Source organism: Coleofasciculus sp. FACHB-1120, assembly GCF_014698845.1.
Lineage (GTDB): Bacteria > Cyanobacteriota > Cyanobacteriia > Cyanobacteriales > FACHB-T130 > FACHB-T130.
Window position 1 is genome coordinate 1 of record NZ_JACJTV010000053.1, and the last position, 20,182, is coordinate 20,182.

A 20,182-nucleotide genomic window follows, 5' to 3' on the forward strand; every position below is an offset into this window, starting at 1 on the left:
TCCCGCTTAGTGCGAAAAACCTTGTCGTTCTCCAAGTCATTAGACAACCATATCGGTGCTATCTGGTACTTCATTCATCATTACAATACATCATTACTTATTTAGCATTACCAAAAAGTGATCGACCAAGCGACACGGGAGCTGATTGACCGATTGCTGTTGGAACGCATCTCTCTGGCTGGGATCGCTCGGGTCGTCCAGGTTTCTGAACAATGGCTGCTTTCCCTACGTTAATGAGAAATACGCTCAGGTGCCCCGAAGCGTGCAGACGGCACCCAAAAAAAGGGGAGCCTAACGATTCAATGCGATGAATTATGGTCATTCGTGGACAACACTCGTGAACAAGCAGTGGGTCTGGTTAGCTCTTGATACAAACACTCGTGAGATTGTCGGCGTTTACATTGGCGCACGGGATGAAGCCGCAGCACGCAAGTTATGGGAATCTTTGCCTCCGGTTTATCGCCAGTGTGCCATCACCTATACCGACTTTTGGGCAGCCTATGGGGCAGTGCTACGCCCGCAAACGACATCGAGCCGTTGGTAAAGAAACTGGAAAAACCAGCTACCGAAGAGCGATTCAACAATACGTTGAGGCAACGGGTATCTCGGCTAGTCCGAAAAACCTTGTCCTTTTCAAAATCGTTGGAGAACCACATTGGTGCTATCTGGTATTTTATCCATCACTACAATGCATCATTACTTGTTTAGCACTACCCCGGGGTGTTTTAGGGGCGTTGATTGGACACTTCTTTGGACAGCAAGAGCGACAGGTTGAAGTCGAAATTAGTCAACCCACCGGCAGAAAAAGGCTTTCAGCTCGAACAAAAGCGATGGATTGTAGAACGAACTTGGACGAGGGAGCGACAATGCGAGAATCTTGACTCGTGACTATGAGCGGCTACCAGAAAACTATGAAGGAATGATTTACGTCGTCATGATTCGGTTAATGCTCTGGCGTTTAACAAAGAATCGTCGAACCTGGGAATCTAAAACCACTTAACAGACATTTACAAACAGTTTCTGAGATTAGCTAACAAATTTTAATTCCGCAAGAGGTCTATTGAAAATCGGCTGCATTGGCCTAAAGACGCGGTTCTCCAGGAGGATGAGGCTCCCTTGTGCGATGGTTATGCCCTTGCTAATTTCGCCATTGTGCGGACAATCGTACTGAATTTGTTTCGTCAAGCGGGTTTCCCTTCTATCACTAAAGGGCTTCGACATTTATCTCATGATGTACATCGTTTATTTTCCTTTTTTCAATGAATCAGCCCTGCCCTTAAAAAGGGGGGCTAGGGGGATCAAAACGTTGTGGGGCAACATTAGAAAACTTGTGGGCAATAGACGTATTGGTGGCAAGTAATAAAAGCGCAGACTAAGTGAAAATCAAGGCGGTTGTAACCTTCCAACAGGTTGCAACCGCTTGGTGCAAGAGGTGAGGTTTACCCTTTCTGAAGGGGGATCAATGAACGGGTTGCAACTGATACCTCAGATGGAAGGTGGGCAGAAATAGCGCCAGTAGGATTTGAGGGAGATATTGAATGAGATGCAGACATTATTAAAGAAAGAAACAAATTAATTGCTTGGACTTCGGGTGAAGGCGCAGAGGTTGCGATCGCTAGTTCTATCTGCTGCTAGCGCTTGGCAATGATTGATAAGCGTCCAGTGCGTCTGAAGTAAAAGCGCGATCGCTCAATTGCTTGAACTCGCAAGATGGCAGTGAATCGCAATGTGCTTTCACCGTTTGTTGAGAGAAATTTGCCATGACTCTTAAAATAAAAGTTTTTTCTGACTACGTTTGTCCATACTGTTTTCTAGCCGAGTTCCCCCTAAAAGCAGCGATTCAGGACAAGGACGTTGAAGTTGAGTGGATACCCTTCGAGCTTCGACCTTATCCACAACCAACGCTGAAACCGGAAGACGATTATCTTCAAACGGTTTGGAAACAGTCAGTCTATCCGCTAGCGAGAAAAATGGGTGTTGAGATCAAACTGCCAAGTATCTCGCCGCAACCACATACGCATCTAGCGTTCGAGGGTTATCAGTACGCTAGAGAACATGGTAAAGCTAACGAATACAATGACCGTCTTCTCCGGGCGTTTTTTCAAGAAGATCGGGACATTGGCAATATCGAGATTTTGACGCAGTTAGCGGGAGAAATTGGGTTGGATGGAAAAGAGTTTAGAGAATCTTTGGAAACCCGAAGGTATAAAACAGCTCATCAGCAAGCATTAGAACAGACTCGCAAAGAAATCGGTATTACCTCAGTCCCGACATTTATGATTGGCGATCGCATTTTGCCGGGTTTGTTAAGTCAAGAAAGCTTGGAACGGGCGATTAATCAGGCAGTGGAGGGCGAGCTTAGCCAAAAATAGCGCCAAAGCACAGCGCTAAAGCAAGATGCATCGAACATCGTAGCAGTGATTTGTCTGTAGCAGCAATTTGTCTAAGGCAAGGCTAAACCACTGCAAGAAAGGACGACTCTAGTAAATTACAGGAGATACAATATGGCAATTCTTTCAGGACGAGCTTGGATTACGGGTGCGAGTAGTGGCATTGGCGCAGCGACAGCCAGAATATTGGCTCAGAACGGAGCGAAAGTCGTTTTGTCGGCACGCCGCACCGAGCAACTCGAACAGCTTTCCCAGGAAATTGAACGTGCAGGTGGTCAGGCGATTATCAAACCCTTGGACGTAACCGACCGGGAAGCTGTGGCACAGGTGGGGGAGGAACTTGAAACAATGGGTGGCGTGGACATCCTAATCAATAATGCTGGTTTAATGCCTCTGGCACCGATGCTGGAAGGGCGCGTGGATGAGTGGGAGCGGATGATTGATGTGAACCTGAAGGGACTCCTGTACACCATTCATGCTGTCCTTCCTGGCATGGCTAAGCGCAAGCACGGTCATATTGTAAATCTGGGATCGGTGGCTGGACGCTTTGCTTTTAAAGGGGGGGCTGTCTATTGCGGAACTAAATTTGCGGTACGCGCTATCTCAGATTGTTTGCGCCAGGAAGCAATTGAATATGGCGTGCGGGTGACGGACATTGAACCGGGCGCAGTGGCGACTGAACTTGCCGATTCAATCAAGCATGAGGCAACCAAAGAAGCTGTGACCGGACAAGGCGGTTTTTATGCTCCGGGTGCGGATATCCTGCAAGCAGAAGATATTGCTAACGCGATTCTTTACGTGGTGAGCCAACCTGAACACGTCAACATCGGTGAGTTGTTGATTCGTCCACGGATTCAGGAACTCTAACGAATTTAACCGGAAGGATCGGCGTAGAGCAGCGCCAGGTCGAGGTCCTTGGTCAAGGAACTTTCGCACTCGTTCCCTATCTGAGATAGGGAACGAGACACAAATACAGATATCGATTTTATTGCGCGGCAAAGTCAGGACGGCGATCGCTCCAAAGTTTTGCAGCTTCTAGTTGTGCGGCGAGGGCAATCAACGTGGTTTCGTCGGCAGGGCGTCCCACCAACTGCACGCCGATTGGCAACCCGTTGGCGTCAAAACCAGTCGGAAGTGAGATTGCAGGCTGTCCGGTGGCATTGAATGGGGGACACGGAGCGATCCACTGAATGATTTTCTGCAATTTTTCCTCCGGATTCAGGTGCGCCCACTCCCCAACCCGAATTGGCTGATGCATATAAGTTGGCACTACCAAAACGTCATAGTTGTCAAAAAAGGCAACAATGCGCCGCGCCATAATTTGCATCTGAGCAACCGCTTGCAGATATTCACCCGCAGAACCGGATTGCTCTAGCATCCAGCGATTCATCGGTTCCAAGTAGTCGCCGGGAATCCCCGTCGCTGCCACACCAGCTTGCCAAACTTTGGAAAAAGGTTTGATCAAATCGGTAAAGTCTGGACATCCGGGTTCAACGGTATGACCCATTTCTTCTAGCAATTGCACAGTTTTTTGGACTGCTTGCCCAGATGTCGAATCGGCTTCGCCTATAGGGGGAATTGCTGTAGAAAAAGCAATCCGCAAAGACCCCAATTTTTGGGCAGTTGCAGCAAGAAAAGTCGTTTCAGGATCGGGCAACCAGTAAGGATCGCCTGCGACATAACCAGACATGACATCCAGAAGGGCGGCAGCATCGGCAACGTTACGCGCCAAGCAGCCATTGGTTGCAATGCCATTTAGATGATCGCCCACGGGTGCATACGACACCCGACCCCTGGAGGGCTTAATGCCGACTAAACCGCAACAAGCGGCGGGACCGCGCACCGAACCGCCGCCATCAGAACCTTGAGCTAGAGCGCACAACCCCGCCGCCGTAGCCGCCGCTGCGCCACCACTCGATCCCCCTGGTGTATAGTCGAGATTCCAGGGATTCCGGGCGGGTGGAAACGCCGGAGGTTCTGTATAAGGGAAAGAACCTAGTTCGGCTGTCGCCGTCTTACCGAGAATCGTAAACCCCGCCAGCTTAATCCGCGTCACCACGGCATCATCATAAGCGGCGATTTTGTCCATCAGCGCCGCTGTTCCGTAGGTACAACGAACACCAGCAACGGGGTTGAGGTCTTTAATCGAAATGGGTACCCCAAAAAAGGGCGGAAATTCCTCTGTGTTGCCTGCCAAGGCTTCCGTCTTTGCCTTGGCATCGGCAAGCGCCATATCTGCCATGACGGTAAAATAACTCCCCAGTTGGGAATCCAGTCTCTGAATACGTTCCAGGTAAAGTTCCACCAACTCTAGCGGTGATACTTGTTTGCTGCGGATGAGCCGCGCCTGTTCTATCGCTGGGGTAAAAGCTAAATCTGTTTGATTCATGGGAACTTTGGGCGATCGCTACTTGATCTTGAACGCCTGAGCGCGTCTAGGCAATAAAATCCTAGCTTGCCAATAAACATTGTTTCACGCTAAAGACATGACCGATTATTAGCCAACAGGCGATATTTTGTGGTGGGCAAGAGCGAGCGCGCTTTCCGGAAGCCTTTAATTACTGGCATTTCAGCCGTTTTCTGGACTTACGGCTATTTATTGCTGTTGGTTTTGAAATTGATGAGGATTTTTAGTTTCGGTTATCCTATTGTTTTGGATTGTACCGCTGGTAAGCAATGCAATCAGCGCCACAATCACAAAAATCATTAAAAAAAACTCCCACCCATTGGCTTGATTAATCTGGCGCTCTTGTTGACACTTTAAACAAATGTAATGATTCTCATCCCGTGAATCTTGAATCCAAGGGCAATATAATTCTTGACATTTTTGCATAACATAACTCCCTTTTTGTGAATAGATGAATGTTGGCAGTAGGGGCTAAATTTCTACCTGGTGACTACTGGGTGCGCTTTTTCCCTGAGAGCATCCCGAATTTGCAAATTCCCACAGACTAGAATGCGGCTATACTAACCAAGTCCTCCTGCGCGGACTTAATTCAAATTCAGCCTGCGAAGGCAGGCTTTGTTTGTGTAGCCGCGATTTCCAATCGCCAGGTATTTGTTTTTGCTCTTGACTTGTTAAGAGCGACGGTATTAGAAAAAATGGAAGTTTTAGGATGAAGCCTGTATATACAGGCTTCGCTAGTAGTTATTCAATTAAACCAGGGCTGTGAAAATGCAGGGATACGACTTTAGAGCTGCTTTTGTTGATAATAGAGTGGTACTCGTAACGCTCGGTACAAACGATATCTCCTGCTGATACCTCAACTTCGCGGTCTAGCTTTAGTTCTTGGTCTTCGGTCATTTTAAAAAATTGCGATGTCAGAGTTCCTTGGAGGACGAGCGCGACTTCTAGGGATTGACCGTGACGATGAATTATCGAGCGCTGCTGGGGTAAGGAAGCAACAACTAGAATAGAGATAAACTCATTACCTAGAAGATTTTTCAAGCCAACTCGATCTGGTTTGAACAAGGTATTTTTCTTAACAAGGTTGAGTAAGCTATCGCTCCGATCTAGCTTTTCTACGAGAGTTTTTAGCTGTTGAGCGGTCATCAAATGCAGTGGAATATCTGCTACTTGCAATAAAAATTGAATTAATAAATCTTTAGATTGCGAATCATTTTCATGATTGACAATTGAGTTGCGGGAAGTGAAAATTTGTAGGCTCACAGTTTCAATTACTCCAATGGTAAAGGGTAAGGGCAACACTACTTTATCTGCTTGAATATCAACTAATAAATAAGCTGGTAGTTGTTATTTACAACTGTAATCAAATATTTGATAGCTTGGGTAGACAAATATAGATTTAAATAGAATGGTGACACCAAGTAGATTTAAGTAGACCGACGTAGAATTACGTGAATTTATCATTGCCGACTCTCAAGCTTAAACATAAAATGGGGATAATCTTTCACTAGAGAGCTAGGCAATGAATATCCCCAAATATGAAGATTATGAGGAAGATTTTCTCAAAGCAATGGTCACGCGGTTTTGCTTTTCTGGGAAGACAGAACTTGCGTTTGTGCAACGCCTGCTGGAAGACAATACCGATTTAGATGATAAGAAATTAGCAGAAGTTTTAGAAAAAAATTTGATTCAAGAAAATCAGGCAGGTAATGCGGCTACTATTTTCCGGGATCGTTGGATAGCAATTTGTCGCAAGCTAGCTGACGAGGGATGTGACTTTAATGGAGCCGCAAAATACCGTTGGAAAATAGCCAAGCGGTGGCTGCGTGAAGAAATATTTCCCCAGTGGGCAAGAGAGCAAGGTTTCATAGAACCCTTAGTGATTACTGCCGATGAATGCTGGCAGCAAATACTAAAAAAATCTATTCCTACTAACAAAATGGGGCCAGTCCTGGCTGGCGTTGGCGTGCTGGATATGGGCAGCGATTACGAAGAATGCGTGCGTTTGGGGAGTTATATTCGCTTTGAAGTAAATCTGGAAAAGGCTGGTTATTTGCTGCTGTTGGAGAAAGGAACTACAGGCAGATTTTGGTGCCTTTGTCCGTCAGGTTATGCTCCTGAGCCATATTTGCCTGCTGGAGTAGCGGTTTTACCGCAGCCAAATTCGCCAAAAAAATCCTTTAAGGTAACTGGCGATATTGGTTTAGAGCAAATTGTAGCGGTAATTAGTAAGGATAAGCCAAACTTAGATTGGTTGCCAGAGGGAATTAATCCACCATTGCAACTGCAAGCCAATCATTTGAACCAATTAATAGAATATCTGGATCGCAGTCGAGATTGTCAGGTTCTCTACACAGAATATACCGTCACCGCTCAATCATAAACGCAAAATACAGGAGAGAAACACAGGTGGACGAACAACGTATCGCAGCTTATTTAGATTTAATTCAAAAACTGCTGAATTGTCCTAGTGGAGAGGAATTAGAAACTTTGCATGTTTACCCAAATTTTATAGACAATGGTTTGGTAGCTGTGATGGAATTGGTAGCAGCTAAGATGGCAGAAGCTGGCGAAGCAAATGCTGATTGGTTGCAAAGTTTTGCTGGGCAATTAGGGGGAGGAATTCAGGGTTTAAGTCAACTAAACCAACAGGTTATACAGCTCTATCATCGTGGTGAGTATGCTGAGGCGGCAATTATTGCTCAGCAATCCTTGGAGTTAGCAAGACAAATTTTGGGAGCAGAACATCCCCAAGTTGCTGGTAGTTTGAATAATTTGGCGGAACTTTACCGTACTCAAGGGCGATTTAGCGAAGCGGAACCGTTGTACTTGGAAGGATTGGCGATGAGCAAGCGCTTGTTGGGAGCAGAACATCCCGATGTTGCTACCAGTTTGAACAATTTGGCGATACTTTACCAGTTACAAGGACGATTTAGCGAAGCGGAAAGGTTGTACTTGGAAGCATTGGCGATGAGCAAGCGCTTGTTGGGAGTAGAACATCCCAATGTTGCCCAAAGTTTGAATAATTTAGCGGCACTTTACAACTCACAAGGACGATTTAGCGAAGCGGAACGGTTTTTGGTGGAAGCATTGGCGATGAGGCAGCGCTTGTTGGGAGCAGAACATCCCGATGTTGCTACCAGTTTGAATAATTTGGCAGAACTTTACCTTACTCAAGGGCGATTCAGCGAAGCGGAACCGTTGTACGTGGAAGCATTGGCGATGTACAAGCGCTTGTTGGGAGTAGAACATCCCGATGTTGCTACCAGTTTGAATAATTTGGCTGGATTTTACCAGTCGCAAGGGCGATTTAGCGAAGCAGAACCGTTGTACGTGGAAGCATTGGCGATGAGGCAGCGCTTTTTGGGAGCAGAACATCCCGACGTTGCTACCAGTTTGAATAATTTGGCGGCACTTTACCGTACTCAAGGACGATTTAGCGAAGCGGAACGGTTTTTGGTGGAAGCATTGGCGATGAAGCAGCGCTTGTTGGGAGCAGAACATCCTGGCGTTGCTATCAGTTTGAATAATTTGGCGGCACTTTACAACTCACAAGGACGATTTAGCGAAGCGGAACCGTTGTTGGTAGAAGCTTTGGTGATGAGCAAGCACTTGTTGGGAGCAGAACATCCCGACGTTGCTACCAGTTTGAATAATTTGGCGGAACTTTACCAATTACAAGGGCGGTTTAGCGAAGCGGAACCGTTGTACTTAGAAGCATTAGCGATGAAGCAGCGCTTGTTAGGAGCAGAACATCCCGACGTTGCTATCAGTTTGAATAATTTGGCGGAACTTTACCGTACTCAAGGACGATTCAGCGAAGCGGAACCGTTGTTGATAGAAGCTTTGATGATGAGCAAGTGCTTGTTGGGAGCAGAACATACCCAAGTTGCTACCAGTTTGAATAATTTGGCGATACTTTACCAATTACAAGGGCGGTTTAGCGAAGCGGAACCGTTATGCTTGGAAGCTTTGGCGATGAGCAAGCGCTTGTTGGGAAAGGAACATCCCGACGTTTCTGGCAGTTTGAATAATTTGGCGGCACTTTACAAGTCACAAGGACGATTGAGCGAAGCGGAACGGTTTTTGGTGGAAGCATTGGCGATGAAGCAGCGCTTGTTGGGAGCAGAACATCCCGACGTTGCTATCAGTTTGAATAATTTGGCGGAACTTTACCGTACTCAAGGACGATTCAGCGAAGCGGAACAGTTGTACTTGGAAGCATTGGCGATGAACCAGCGCTTGTTGGGAGTAGAACATCCCGATGTTGCTAGGAGTTTGAACAATTTGGCGTTACTTTACTGTTCACAAGGACGATTCAGCGAAGCGGAACCGTTGTACTTGGAGGCTTTGCCGATGTGGAAGCGCTTGTTGGGAGTAGAACATCCCGATGTCGCTGGCAGTTTGAATAATTTGGCGGCACTATTGGCAGCCACTAACCGCTTTACTGAGGCGCTGGCACTGATGCGCCAAGCTAGCCAAATCGAAGATAGTATGATTAGCCAAATCTTTGCTGCCAGTTCGGAAAGCGATCGCCTCGCCTATCTTGAAACTATTAGAGGTAATTTGAATGGGTTTCTCTCCCTAGTTCATCGCCACCTGTCCGACTCTGGGGAAGCGAAGCAAGCAGCATTGGATTTAGTGTTGAAACGCAAAGTTTTGACTGCCACCGCCCTAGCTACTTTCAACTCTGCCGTATACAGTGGGCGCTATCCCCACCTCGCCACCCAGTTCCAGCAATGGCAATCTTTCCTGGCTGAGGAACTCCACCTCATATATTCTCCACCTTTACCCAACCCAGAAATTCCCCCCGAAGCATTTCGCGCTCAACAAGCCGCTTATCAACAGCGCCTCACCCAGCTAAAAGCAGAATGCAAAAAGTTAGAAAAGCTATTGGCATCGCAGGTGCCAGAAATCCAACTCCAGCAGGAACTCCAAACTGCTAACTGTCGCGCTGTCGCTTTGGAGTTGCCCGCAGGCTCAACCTTAGTAGAATTTGTGCGATTTGATGTTTATGATTCCCAGGCAATTCTGGCGCGTGGAGATGCACGATGGCAACCCGCCCGTTACCTGGCTTTTGTCTTGCCAGCGCAACAGCCAAACTCTGTAGAGATGATTGACTTAGGGGAAGCAGAACACATCGACGGACTGATTCAAGTTTTTCGGTCGTCGGTGTCTGTGAGCAGTGACACCCTGGATCATGGATACTGGGAGGACGACGACGAGACATTCCTCAAATACGATTGCGATCATACTTCTGCCATAGCCTTGCGGCAAGCAGTGTTTGACAAAATTAGCACAGTATTAAGTGACAGCAAATATCTGCTACTTTCTCCTGATGGAGGACTGAACCTAGTGCCATTTCAAATTCTCCCCAGCGACGGTACGGGTAAGCAACTGCTGATGGACAATTACACCATCAGTTACTTCACCGTCGGGCGCGATATCCTGCGCTCAAAAGTTCAGCCGACGCGCCCCGCCTCACCACCTCTCATCATCGCCGACCCTAAGTTTAACTGGGCAGGGGAGCTGGAAACCAAAATACTTCCACAGGAAAGCCAGAAAGTAAAATCACTCAGCATCCTATCAGACTACCCGTTTCGCCCCGCCCCAGGTACTCGCTTTCTTGGCGAAGCTGTTGCCCAGAAACTAAGGGTAAAGACCTATATGCAAGAAGAGGCACTAGAATCTCTCCTTACCAATCAGTCGCCCCGCATCTTGTTGATTGCTACTCACGGCTACTTTTCTGGGGAGAAAGACTATCTGAATTTAATTCAAAAATTGCTAAATTCTCCCAACGGAGAGGAACTAAAGATATTACAGAAGAACCCCAAGCTGCTAGATCGAGAGTTACTGGCATTAATGGAAGAAATATCAACAAAGTTGGCAGAAAATGGCAACCAGAATACAGCCGATTGGTTGCGAAACTTCGCGGTACAAGTAACCGAGAGAGTTGACAATTCCCAAGCATCCTCAAGCCAAAATTGCGATCGTCTCGCCACAACAAAAGTAGAAAACCCGATGCTGCGTTCTGGACTTGCCCTCGCAGGTGCCAACATTTGGATCAACGGTGGCAATCTTCCCCCAGAGGCGGGCAAAGGCTTGCTGTTTGCCCAGGATGTAACGGGACTAGATTTGTGGGCGAATGAAGTTACCGTCCTGTCTGCCTGCAATACGGCAATTGGCGATATCAAAATTGGCGAAGGAGTCTTTGGCTTGCGTCGCGCCTTTGCAGTCGCTGGTTCAAAAACTCTAGTAATGAGCCTGTGGCCTGTACCAGATAAAGTAACTGCGCTCCTAATGCAGCGTTTCTTTGACAACTTGCAGTGCGGTCTGGGTCGTGCCGATGCCTTACAGGAAGCCCAAAATTACATCCGAACGATTACCGTCAAAGAATTGCGCCTGTCTGAGTTAGGTGTTGAGGTGCTATCAGAACTGCTGTGTCCAGAAAAATTACCACCACAAACCAGTATCTCTTGTCAAGAGGAAGATAGACTGCTAGAGCATCCTTTCTTCTGGGGAGCATGGGTTTGCCAGGGAGACACCACAGCTTTAGCGTCAGCGACGCTTCTAACCTAAAGTATCCGGCTCGACACCAAGCGATCGCAGTTGTTCTGCCAGTCTTTCTGCTGCCTCTTCTGGGGTAAGAACTAGAGAACCTTTTGGGATAAAGTAGCGCAATTTTCCGGCTTCTATACCCAAATACAAATCTAGAACCTCACTCCACAGCCAGCCTTGAGGGTTGGGCGCGATCGCTTGATATTGTTCTCCTACCAACCGGAAACCTGCTAACTCTAAACTTTCGGGATCGAACCAAAAGTATTCTGGCGTGCGAAAGCGGTTTTGATACAACTCTTTTTTGAGATTTCGGTCAATGCTAGCAGTCGTATTTGACAATAATTCGATAATTAAATCGGGATATTTGCCTTCTTCCTCCCACACTACCCAAGATGGTCGCTCTTTTTTTTCTGTGTTTTTCACCAGGAAAAAGTCTGGTCCTCTAAAGTCTCGATTTCGCAATTGCTGGCGACTAAAATAAACTGTCAGATTAGCGCCAATAAAAAAATCATTGCGTGAAGCGAAGCTATCGCCCTTAGGCGAATCGCGCCAAAACCATTCTAAGCAACTTACCAATAAAGCTAGTTGCTTGTAGTGCAAAGAACTTTCCATTTCTGGTTCATCGCTCAAAAGTTTTGTAGCATCTGGCATTTGTGCTTCTAATTCTTGCGCTGTTTGGTACATATTGCCACCTGCTCATAGCTATTTTAAATTTCAAATTTTAGAGATGAGAATAGAATTTGTATCAAGATGCGATCGCTTTACCAACTTATTCTATAAAAATAAACAAAGCCCGCATAGGCGAGCTTTGTTTGTATACTCCCAGCATTTTATGCTGCGGGTCAATCCATGTAACGATTCGCTAAACTTTCGAGCGGTCGGTCAAAATCTCATATCCATCTTCCGTTACCAGCACGGTATGCTCAAACTGAGCTGACAGGGCATTATCCACCGTCACTGCCGTCCACTTGTCGGATAAGATACGGGTAAATTTTGACCCAGCATTTAAAATCGGCTCAATTGCCAAAGTCATTCCAGCCCGAAGCTTGACATTGGGCATCTCGCGGGTGCGGAAATTAAACACAGACGGTTCTTCGTGCAAATTCCGCCCAACACCGTGCCCGGTGAAGTCTTCCACAATACTAAAACCATTGCCTAACACATGGTCTTGAATGGCACCTGCAAGGTCGAGCAAGTAGGCTCCAGCTTTAACTTGTTCAATTCCTTTGAAAAGCGCTTCTTCTGCCACGCGGATTAACTTAGCCGCTTCTGGTGTCACCTCACCCACGGCAATGGTAATGCAAGAATCACCGTGATAGCCCTGGAAATAAGCACCTGTATCGACTTTCAAGACATCGCCAGTCCGAATCACTTTTTTGGGGTTGGGAATCCCATGCACGACTTCATTGTTGATGCTGGAGCAAATCGAACCGGGGAAACCGTGATATCCCTTAAAACTGGGCGTTGCCCCCATTTCGCGGATGCGCTTTTCGGCGTAAGCATCTAAATCCGCCGTTGTCATACCGGGCTGCACCATCTCTTGAATTTCTTTCAGCACGGTTGCCACAATCTTCGCCGCCTGTCGCATGATTTCAATTTCACGCTGTGACTTAATTTCAATGCCACGGCGTTGTTTTTTCTCGCGGGGAGGTTGAGCGGGTTGGAAAAGCAGATTGTTCAGGATGTTCATTTGACAGATGGCGAGTGGTGGGATGTCAACAGGGTAAAGCGATCGCTCCTCCCGCCTGCTTCTGGGGTGATTGACGACTGAGGAAGCACTCTCCCTGTTAATTTGTCAGGTATTTATTATCTTAAGTTAACTTTGTTGAAACCATTCCTAGGGCGGGAGGCTCCACGGTTGTTCTCGCATCTTAATCAGTTCGCGATTACAGCTATCAACTGGTATTAAGGCTGGTTCTGTCGCGCTGCCATCAACTCCTTGAATCGAGGCTTAAAGGCTTCAATTGCCTCCTGAGTGGGCTGGGTTTTTTGCCATGCAGGACGTTGCACCAAGTTCTCACACCAGGCACTCAGTTTAGGATGGTTATCCAGCGATACGCCTAGCATGGGCAACAACGGCACCATCGTTCCGGCGACAATCTCAGCGAGGGTGAGACTAGGGCTACCCGCAAAGTATCGATCTTCGCCCAGTAAACTCTCAAAAAAGTTCAATACTGTCAGAATTTTCTGCTTTGACTGCTCCAACTGCTGTTCGTCTGCATCCAAGCCCATCATTTGATTCGCGAATGGGTTTATGGCAGGCAACAGTTCGTTGACAGTCACCATTTCCACCATCCGCACGGTTGCTAGCGCCTTGACATCCGTAGGTAGTAAGGCAGGCGTGGGATATTTTGCCTCTAGATAGTCAAGGATGGCTAAAGATTCTATGACGTTAAAGCCATCATCCACTAAAACTGGAATGTGGTGGAAGGGATTCATCGCTAGAAATTCTGGGTGAAATTGATCGCCATCCATATTCAGCGATACCAGCTCAAAGGGAATTTCTTTCTCCAGTAGCGCCACCCATACGCGCCTTGAGTTGGCGGAAAGGGGAGTGTGATAAAGCTTCAGCATCAGGATACCTCTCCAGAACTTATTTCCCAGGATACTCACTCACTCGACTGGCAACGAGCGCGATCGCGTCCTATGCAACTTTATCGCAGACTTCCCTTTCCCTATTCCATCTTGCTGCTAAGAAACACTAGCGAACCGTCTTTAAGCCCTCAACTTTATCCATAAATAAATCAGTGAAAATGCTCATGATTGTGCGCTTACGCACCTTCAGGTTAATACTCACCGACATCCCAGATTGCAGCCGGACTTCTCGACCTTTAATTAAAAGAGACTGCTGATCTAAGCTAACTTTGGCAGGAAACGTATAATAAGGGCGGATCTGTTCAGGTGGTAGAGCATCCGATCCAATCCAGGTTAAACGCCCTTTCGTATCGCCAAATTCCCGGAATGGAAAAGAGTCAATTCTAATATCTGCTTCCATTCCTTCTTTTACAAAGCCAATATCTTTATTGGTGATGAAAACTTTAGCAACTAGGCTGTCACTTGGAACAATTTTTAAAATGGGTTCGGTAGAATTGGTAACAAAACCTGGTCCCTGAGCTTTTAGCTCAAAGATAGTTCCATCTACTGGAGCTTTAATTTCTTGGTATTTTAAGTTTTGTTCTGCTTGGCTCATTTGGCTGTCAATTTCTGCCAAGCGTTTGTTATTTTCTACAATTGCCTTGTTTAGCTGATCGTCAATTTCTGCCAGACGTTTTTCATTCTCAGCAATTTTGGTTTGCAAGTCTTGTTTCGTCAAAGCGATGGTATTTTGCAGCTTTTCATTCGCTTGCGCGATCGCTAGCTGTAATCGCTTGTGTTCCTGAGTTAGTTGATCCACCTCAGCTTGGCGAGTGCGTACATCCTGCTTCTGTTTCAGGAATTGCACGCGGGAAACTGCTCCTTGCTTCATGATCGGTTCTATATCGTCGAGAATCCCCTGATTCACCTCTAATAAGTCTTTGGAACTCGCTAACTCTACCTGAGTTTGACTTAATTGCTTTTCCAATTGCTCAGCTTCCAACCTAGCTGTCGCAACGCGAGAATTTAGTTCTGCTAAGCTCGATTGAAAACGCTGCTGTTGATCAACGCTAAGATTTGTTCCCTTGGAAGAACCTCTTAGTTGAGCGCGATACAGTTGATTTTCGGATGCTAAAGAGGAGCGTACTTTAGTCAGAGAGACTAACTCTAATGGCAGCTTTAGTTGACCAGTCTCTTCATCTATCGCCGTGGGGAAACCTGCGCCTTTTATTTGCGAACGATAAAACTGATTTTCCTGCTTTAATGCTGTCTGAATTTTATTCAGGGAAGTCAACTGAGCCTGAGCCGTTTTTGCGTCTAAACTTAGCAGCTTATCTCCTTTTTTTACTCGTTGGCCATCCTTGACGTAAATTTCTTTTACTACACCTACTATTGGAGCTTGAACTTCCTTAACAGCACCTTGAGGTTCCAGTTTGCCAGTCGCAGGGATGGCTTCCTCAATTTGGAAAACAGAAGCCCAAACTATCACAAAAGTTGTCGTTCCCATGATTCCCCAAATGATGGCGCGAGACCAAGTTGGGGATTGTTGAAGAATAACGGCTTGATCGAAGTTGTTTGAGGTAGAAGCGGGTGGCGTTACTTCCTGATTAGGATTAGGAGTTGGAACTGTTTTGGGCACTAAAGAGAGATGCTGGTTAGATTGTTTTCCATTTTGTTGAAGCATAGCTGACAATAGTTTTGAGGGCTGAGGACTGAGGAGTGTTAGCGAAGCGGTGCTGTGTTTGCAGACTGAATAATAGAGAGTGGGAGTGGGAGAGGGGGAGTGATTAGCTACCCATTAGCAATTCCCATTCAGATTTCTATAGTTGAGCTTCTTGTTGTTGATACAGACAGTAGTAGCGACCTCTGAGAGCCATTAATTCATCATGAGTGCCCTGTTCAACGACTGAACCTTGATCCATCATCAAAATCAGATTGGCATTTCTAATTGTAGTTAAACGATGGGTAATAAAAAACACAGTGCGATCGCGGAATGTCGAGGCGAGATTTAAACACACTTGTCGCTCGGCGTTGTAGTCTAAAGCACTGGTAGCTTCGTCTAAAATCAGTAACTGAGGATTTTGTAAAACGGTACGCGCGATCGCGATTCGCTGTCTTTGTCCCCCGGATAAGGCAGAACCTCGTTCTCCGACGCGAGTGTTGTAGCCGTTCGGCAAAGCCATGATAAAGTCGTGGGCAAAAGCTACCTTGGCAGCTTCAATGATTTCCTCGCCGCTAGCATCTGGATTGGTTAGCGCGATATTTTCCTGCACTGTCCCATCAAACAAGAGAGTATCTTGAAGTACCATTCCAATCTGACGCCGCAAGGAATAAAGTTCTACCTTACTAATATCATAGTCATCAATGATAATCCGTCCCGATCTTGGCTCATAGAGTCTAGGCAAAAGTTTTGTCAAGGTACTTTTACCCGATCCACTTTGTCCCACGATCCCGATAAATAGCCCTGCTGGAAATTCCAGATTAATGTTACTTAACTGAAGAGAGCCGCTAGGGTTGAAGCTGAAAGAAACATTTTCAAACTTCACGCTTCCTTGAATGGCTGGCATGAGAATGTTGTGGCGATCGGCTTCATCTGCTTCTAGATTGGCGTCGAGAACATCGCCTAGTCGCTCAATAGATAAAGCGGTTTCCTGAAAGTTTTGCCACAGTTGTACTAATCGCAATAACGGACTGGTTACATAACCGGAAAGGATGCGGAAAGCGATCAATTGTCCTAATGTTAACTCTCCTTTTAGGACTAAATAAGCTCCAGCCCATAACACTAACAAACTGGAGAGCTTATTGAGAAAACTACTTACGGAACTAGCAGTCGTAGAAGTGGAAACTGTCTTAAATCCAGCACTGATATAACGACCATAACGCTCTTGCCATTGCCAGCGCGATCGCAATTCTAAATTTTGTGCTTTAACTGTCTGGATTCCTGACAGAACTTCCACTAAATAAGAGTGAGTTTCGGCGTTGCGCTCTGCTTTCACCCGCGACTGCTGCCGAATGATCGGTGACACTCCAAGTGTTAGCAAAGCAAACAGCGGCACTGTCGCTAATGCGACTAGCGTTAGCACTCCACTGTAAATTAACATCACCACAATGTAGATGACTGAAAAGATAGCATCTAACACTACAGTTAAGGCAGTTCCGGTCAGGAAGGAGCGAATATTTTCTAGCTCATTAACGCGAGTAGCAAGTTCCCCGACAGGTCGCCGTTCAAAATAAGACAAAGGCAGGCGTAAAAGGTGACTGATGACCTCTGAGCCTAAAGCCAAGTCCATCCGGTTGGTGGTATCAACAAATAAATGCGTGCGTAAACTGGTCAAAACGGCTTCGACGGCAGCGACGACGACTAAGAAAATGCCTAAAACAGATAAAGTATCAATACTGTTTTGTACAAGAACTTTGTCAATAATCACCTGAGTCATCAGGGGATTTACTAAACCAAAGATTTGTATAAAAATAGAAGCAATTAAAACTTCTATTAAAACCTTGCGATAGCGGTAGATAGAAGGTAAAAACCAACGCAGACTAAACCGCTCTTTAGAAGCTTCTTTTGTGGGTCGGAGTAGCAGAACTTCCCCTTCTGGCCCCCACGCTTCCATGAATTGGGCTGGTTTTTTGCGTAAGATGCCAACTTCTGGCACCGCCAGCACTAACTCGCGATCGCTAATTTTGTAAAGAATCGCAAAACTATCTTGCCAGCTAATCATGGCGGGAGCTTGCAGGCGACACACCGCAGCCGCAGGCACTTTAATTAATTGCGTACTCAACCCAGTTAGCTCAGCCACCGCACCGCAAAATTGCAGGGATAAGTTCTCTGTGTGCTTGAGGTGATTGACTAAGACTCTCTTGATCACATCCCGCCGGAAAGGTATCCCTAAGTGCTGAGACAGCATTTGGAAACAAGCTAATGTTGCATCCAAACGACCTCTCCCGTAAATGTAGGGGTGTTTCTCCTGTTTAAAGGGCGTCGTCTCCCCGGCAGGAGGCTGTTCTGGCGCATAGGGAATCGCTTCCCAGCCAGTTGTAGGGGCAAGGGAAGCTGATGGCGCGATCGCGCCTTTCGATTCCGAGGGAAACAGGATGGACTTCTGCAAGCCCAATAAACGAACCCCTCTCGCGCCTTCTACGTGTAAATTTGCAGGTGCAATCGGGATTAAGCGGCTTCCCACGGGGAAATCAGCGACGGTTCCACCACTCACCAGCCATACCCAGTCGGGATCTATCTTGCTAAGGGGAGTTTTTCCGGGTGGTAAGTTGAGAATCGTTGCGTCTGAAACCGCTTTTAAAGCCAGTTCTTTGAGATTGGTTGTCCCGTCCGCTTGACGCGCCAATTCTTCCCCAATCAGATCGAAGACTTCAATTAAAGAACAACGGGTTTCAAAAGCAGCCGCAAATGAGCGTTCCTGGTTTAATAAAGCTAAAAAATCGGCGGCTGGGAGGATTAAACAAATAGTTTCTGTAGAAGCGATCGCGGTTTCGCAAGGAGTTCCCCGAATTAAGCTAACCCATCCGAGAATTTCTCCGGGTTCTAATAATTTCAGGGTGACAGGTGCTTGGCTCCGGGGGTCATAACCTAAAAGTCGGGCTTGCCCTTGATAGATAATGGCAATTTGTGCTGGCATGGTTTCCCGCACAAACATTGCCTGTCCCATGCGGTAGCGCAAAAATTGAAATTTTGCTGCAACTTTTTCTAAGACAGCAGATGGCAGTTGATTAAACGGAGATATACCAGCGAGAATTTCTTTGATACTAATTGTCGTATGGGTCATCCCGTCTTACGGCTGCACCCTCCATCCAAGCTATAACTTGATGGGAAAGAAAGCCGCCCTCCTTGTTTAATTTACAATCTATTACAGTTAAAGCCGATACTACTTGCTAGAAAAAACAGAATATTTTAATAAGTGATGCTTTAGATTCTTTTGAATCATTTTGACAGGTTTCGTACCACGCTTCCGGAGTTTATCAGAATAGTTTAGGGAAAGAAAAATGCGTGTTTTTGAAGTTGTTTTTAACACCTAAGCCGAGGATGTCTCTACTTAGCGATCGCTCGTTTATGCGGCTGCCAGTTGACCGTTCGCCTCAACCTTCCGATTTGTTGCAGCCCCCAGCAAAATTTTGTCTGATTCGGGTAGGTTCCCGATTTGCTCTTGCACCCAGGTTTCAAAAAGTTCTCGCAGCAATCGTTGACGCATGAATTCATTTAATTGGGCGGGAACTAACTTTTCTAGGCGCACAATAACCATCCATTCTCCTAAGGGTCTGGGCGACCAAAGTTGATTGTTTTGACTAACCAATAGCAGTCTTCCCAAATGTGGGTGGAGAGTTCCTATCTCTACCGGGCCGATGGTTCCACCTGTTTGTGATTCAGGTCCTTGGGAATACTCAGCCGCCAGTTCGCTAAAAGACTGCTCTTGTTCGGAAAGACGGAAATAAAGTTCTTGGGCAATGCCTGGATCTTTTGTCCGAATCAAGGAATAAATAGCTTGATCCAATTGACCTTTGCGTTTGAGAAAATAAGATTCTAGTTTGTTACCCCAAGTCGCTTGTTTGAATTTTTCAATTCTTAACTTCCGGGTTGTCAAGGCTGCTAAATGCTCTTGGCTCATCCCGTATCGCTCTAGCCAAGCTTGCTGTTCGGCTTCAGAATTCAGTTGATTTTGCTGGTAGAAATTCCCGCAGGCATGAGCGATTTCTTCAGGCGTACAGTTAAAAGAAGCGATCGCGCTGTCAATAATGCTCTCACGCAGCAATTGAGGAAACATTTGGTAGCTAGCCAGTAGGGGAATGATTTCCTCAGTCGTGAGGGTGCGATTACCAATTTGTAAAACTGTAGTCATGCCTGAGTCCCTTTTAATTTCTAGTTTGCGACTGATATTTTGAGTGCGAGAGCGTTGCGCTGACTTGCCAGTTCGCACGGACAACATCTGCAAATCTCTATGGACTTATCAGCCGAAAATTCAGGAATTATGCAGTAATTTACAAAACTTTACTCTACCCTTTTCTAGAAGCCACTACCGAAAAGTGGGGTGGGTTAAGATCCCCAGCTTCGAGAGAGAAAGCGAGATCCCCGACTTCTTGAATCATTTAGGACTGCTCCATTGCCATTAGGTTACTTAGAATTTAGGTGCTAGTACCTTGTCAAGCTTGAATTGATGGGTAAAGACGCTTGAGCTTAATGCGAGCATCAGCGGTAGTAAATTGCCAATCAATTTTTCGAGAATCTAGATTTCGTTGTTTT

The 20,182-nt window shown here is 46.3% G+C and carries 13 protein-coding genes and 3 pseudogenes; 7 read left to right on the forward strand and 9 right to left on the reverse strand.

Features of this window, described 5'->3' with window-relative positions; translation table 11 throughout:
* From H6H02_RS25275 to H6H02_RS25290, 5 genes and pseudogenes are all read left to right on the forward strand, one after another.
* Positions 1 to 105 (forward strand): annotated as a pseudogene (locus H6H02_RS25275) (IS1 family transposase); the annotation flags it as partial.
* 6 nt (positions 106 to 111) lie between these two features.
* A pseudogene (locus tag H6H02_RS25280) lies at positions 112 to 708 on the forward strand (IS1 family transposase); the annotation flags it as partial.
* Between the two features lie 96 nt (positions 709 to 804).
* A pseudogene (locus tag H6H02_RS27395) lies at positions 805 to 1,000 on the forward strand (transposase); the annotation flags it as partial.
* Between the two features lie 760 nt (positions 1,001 to 1,760).
* Entirely contained in the window at positions 1,761 to 2,372 is a 612-nt protein-coding gene (locus tag H6H02_RS25285; RefSeq protein ID WP_190822994.1) for a DsbA family oxidoreductase, read from the forward strand.
* A 132-nt stretch (positions 2,373 to 2,504) separates the two neighbouring features.
* A complete protein-coding gene (locus H6H02_RS25290; RefSeq protein WP_190822996.1) occupies positions 2,505 to 3,257 on the forward strand; it encodes an SDR family oxidoreductase in 753 nt (250 codons plus the stop codon).
* A gap of 118 nt (positions 3,258 to 3,375) precedes the next feature.
* On the opposite strand, the gene H6H02_RS25295 is transcribed toward H6H02_RS25290, so the two are convergent.
* The 3 genes from H6H02_RS25295 to H6H02_RS25305 all read right to left on the reverse strand — a co-directional run bounded on the left by H6H02_RS25295 (position 3,376) and on the right by H6H02_RS25305 (position 6,060).
* On the reverse strand, positions 3,376 to 4,779 hold the full coding sequence (locus H6H02_RS25295; protein WP_190822999.1) for an amidase: 1,404 nt from the start codon (positions 4,777 to 4,779) through the stop codon (positions 3,376 to 3,378).
* Between the two features lie 207 nt (positions 4,780 to 4,986).
* On the reverse strand, positions 4,987 to 5,223 hold the full coding sequence (locus tag H6H02_RS25300) for a hypothetical protein (RefSeq protein ID WP_190823001.1): 237 nt from the start codon (positions 5,221 to 5,223) through the stop codon (positions 4,987 to 4,989).
* Between the two features lie 315 nt (positions 5,224 to 5,538).
* Positions 5,539 to 6,060, reverse strand: a complete 522-nt coding sequence (locus H6H02_RS25305; RefSeq protein ID WP_190823003.1) for a cupin domain-containing protein — start codon at positions 6,058 to 6,060, stop codon at positions 5,539 to 5,541.
* A gap of 259 nt (positions 6,061 to 6,319) precedes the next feature.
* On the opposite strand from H6H02_RS25305, the gene H6H02_RS25310 reads away from it, so the two are divergent.
* Positions 6,320 to 7,180: a DUF4384 domain-containing protein gene (locus H6H02_RS25310; protein ID WP_190823005.1), complete on the forward strand. Its 861-nt coding sequence runs from the start codon at positions 6,320 to 6,322 to the stop codon at positions 7,178 to 7,180.
* A 26-nt stretch (positions 7,181 to 7,206) separates the two neighbouring features.
* A complete protein-coding gene (locus H6H02_RS25315; protein WP_190823008.1) occupies positions 7,207 to 11,376 on the forward strand; it encodes a tetratricopeptide repeat protein in 4,170 nt (1,389 codons plus the stop codon).
* Here H6H02_RS25315 and H6H02_RS25320 read toward each other — a convergent pair.
* From H6H02_RS25320 to H6H02_RS25345, 6 genes are all read right to left on the reverse strand, one after another.
* Positions 11,368 to 12,039 carry a Uma2 family endonuclease gene (locus H6H02_RS25320; protein WP_190823010.1) on the reverse strand — a complete coding sequence of 224 codons (672 nt, stop codon included), beginning with the start codon at positions 12,037 to 12,039 and terminating at the stop codon, positions 11,368 to 11,370. The two genes, H6H02_RS25315 and H6H02_RS25320, sit on opposite strands and share 9 nt — an antisense overlap.
* A 178-nt stretch (positions 12,040 to 12,217) precedes the next feature.
* Positions 12,218 to 13,045: a type I methionyl aminopeptidase gene (gene map, locus H6H02_RS25325; RefSeq protein ID WP_190823012.1), complete on the reverse strand. Its 828-nt coding sequence runs from the start codon at positions 13,043 to 13,045 to the stop codon at positions 12,218 to 12,220.
* A 215-nt stretch (positions 13,046 to 13,260) separates the two neighbouring features.
* Complete coding sequence (locus tag H6H02_RS25330) at positions 13,261 to 13,929, reverse strand: glutathione S-transferase family protein (protein WP_190823014.1); 669 nt, start codon at positions 13,927 to 13,929, stop codon at positions 13,261 to 13,263.
* A 127-nt stretch (positions 13,930 to 14,056) separates the two neighbouring features.
* Positions 14,057 to 15,613 (reverse strand): HlyD family efflux transporter periplasmic adaptor subunit, encoded by a 1,557-nt coding sequence (locus H6H02_RS25335; protein ID WP_190823016.1) that lies wholly within the window; start codon positions 15,611 to 15,613, stop codon positions 14,057 to 14,059.
* 136 nt (positions 15,614 to 15,749) lie between these two features.
* Positions 15,750 to 18,713 (reverse strand): peptidase domain-containing ABC transporter, encoded by a 2,964-nt coding sequence (locus tag H6H02_RS25340; protein ID WP_190823018.1) that lies wholly within the window; start codon positions 18,711 to 18,713, stop codon positions 15,750 to 15,752.
* A 282-nt stretch (positions 18,714 to 18,995) separates the two neighbouring features.
* Positions 18,996 to 19,868: a peptidylprolyl isomerase gene (locus tag H6H02_RS25345; RefSeq protein ID WP_347342655.1), complete on the reverse strand. Its 873-nt coding sequence runs from the start codon at positions 19,866 to 19,868 to the stop codon at positions 18,996 to 18,998.
* Positions 19,869 to 20,182: the final 314 nt, after the last annotated feature.

Bases quoted from the DNA above. Each gene is read 5' to 3' on its own strand.
- H6H02_RS25295 (WP_190822999.1), bottom strand. From the start codon at position 4,779: ATGAATCAAACAGATTTAGCTTTTACCCCAGCGATAGAACAGGCGCGG.
- H6H02_RS25285 (WP_190822994.1), top strand. From the start codon at position 1,761: ATGACTCTTAAAATAAAAGTTTTTTCTGACTACGTTTGTCCATACTGT.
- H6H02_RS25320 (WP_190823010.1), bottom strand. From the start codon at position 12,039: ATGTACCAAACAGCGCAAGAATTAGAAGCACAAATGCCAGATGCTACA.
- H6H02_RS25335 (WP_190823016.1), bottom strand. From the start codon at position 15,613: ATGCTTCAACAAAATGGAAAACAATCTAACCAGCATCTCTCTTTAGTG.
- H6H02_RS25300 (WP_190823001.1), bottom strand. From the start codon at position 5,223: ATGCAAAAATGTCAAGAATTATATTGCCCTTGGATTCAAGATTCACGG.
- H6H02_RS25310 (WP_190823005.1), top strand. From the start codon at position 6,320: ATGAATATCCCCAAATATGAAGATTATGAGGAAGATTTTCTCAAAGCA.
- H6H02_RS25290 (WP_190822996.1), top strand. From the start codon at position 2,505: ATGGCAATTCTTTCAGGACGAGCTTGGATTACGGGTGCGAGTAGTGGC.
- map (WP_190823012.1), bottom strand. From the start codon at position 13,045: ATGAACATCCTGAACAATCTGCTTTTCCAACCCGCTCAACCTCCCCGC.
- H6H02_RS25330 (WP_190823014.1), bottom strand. From the start codon at position 13,929: ATGCTGAAGCTTTATCACACTCCCCTTTCCGCCAACTCAAGGCGCGTA.
- H6H02_RS25340 (WP_190823018.1), bottom strand. From the start codon at position 18,713: ATGACCCATACGACAATTAGTATCAAAGAAATTCTCGCTGGTATATCT.
- H6H02_RS25345 (WP_347342655.1), bottom strand. From the start codon at position 19,868: ATGTTGTCCGTGCGAACTGGCAAGTCAGCGCAACGCTCTCGCACTCAA.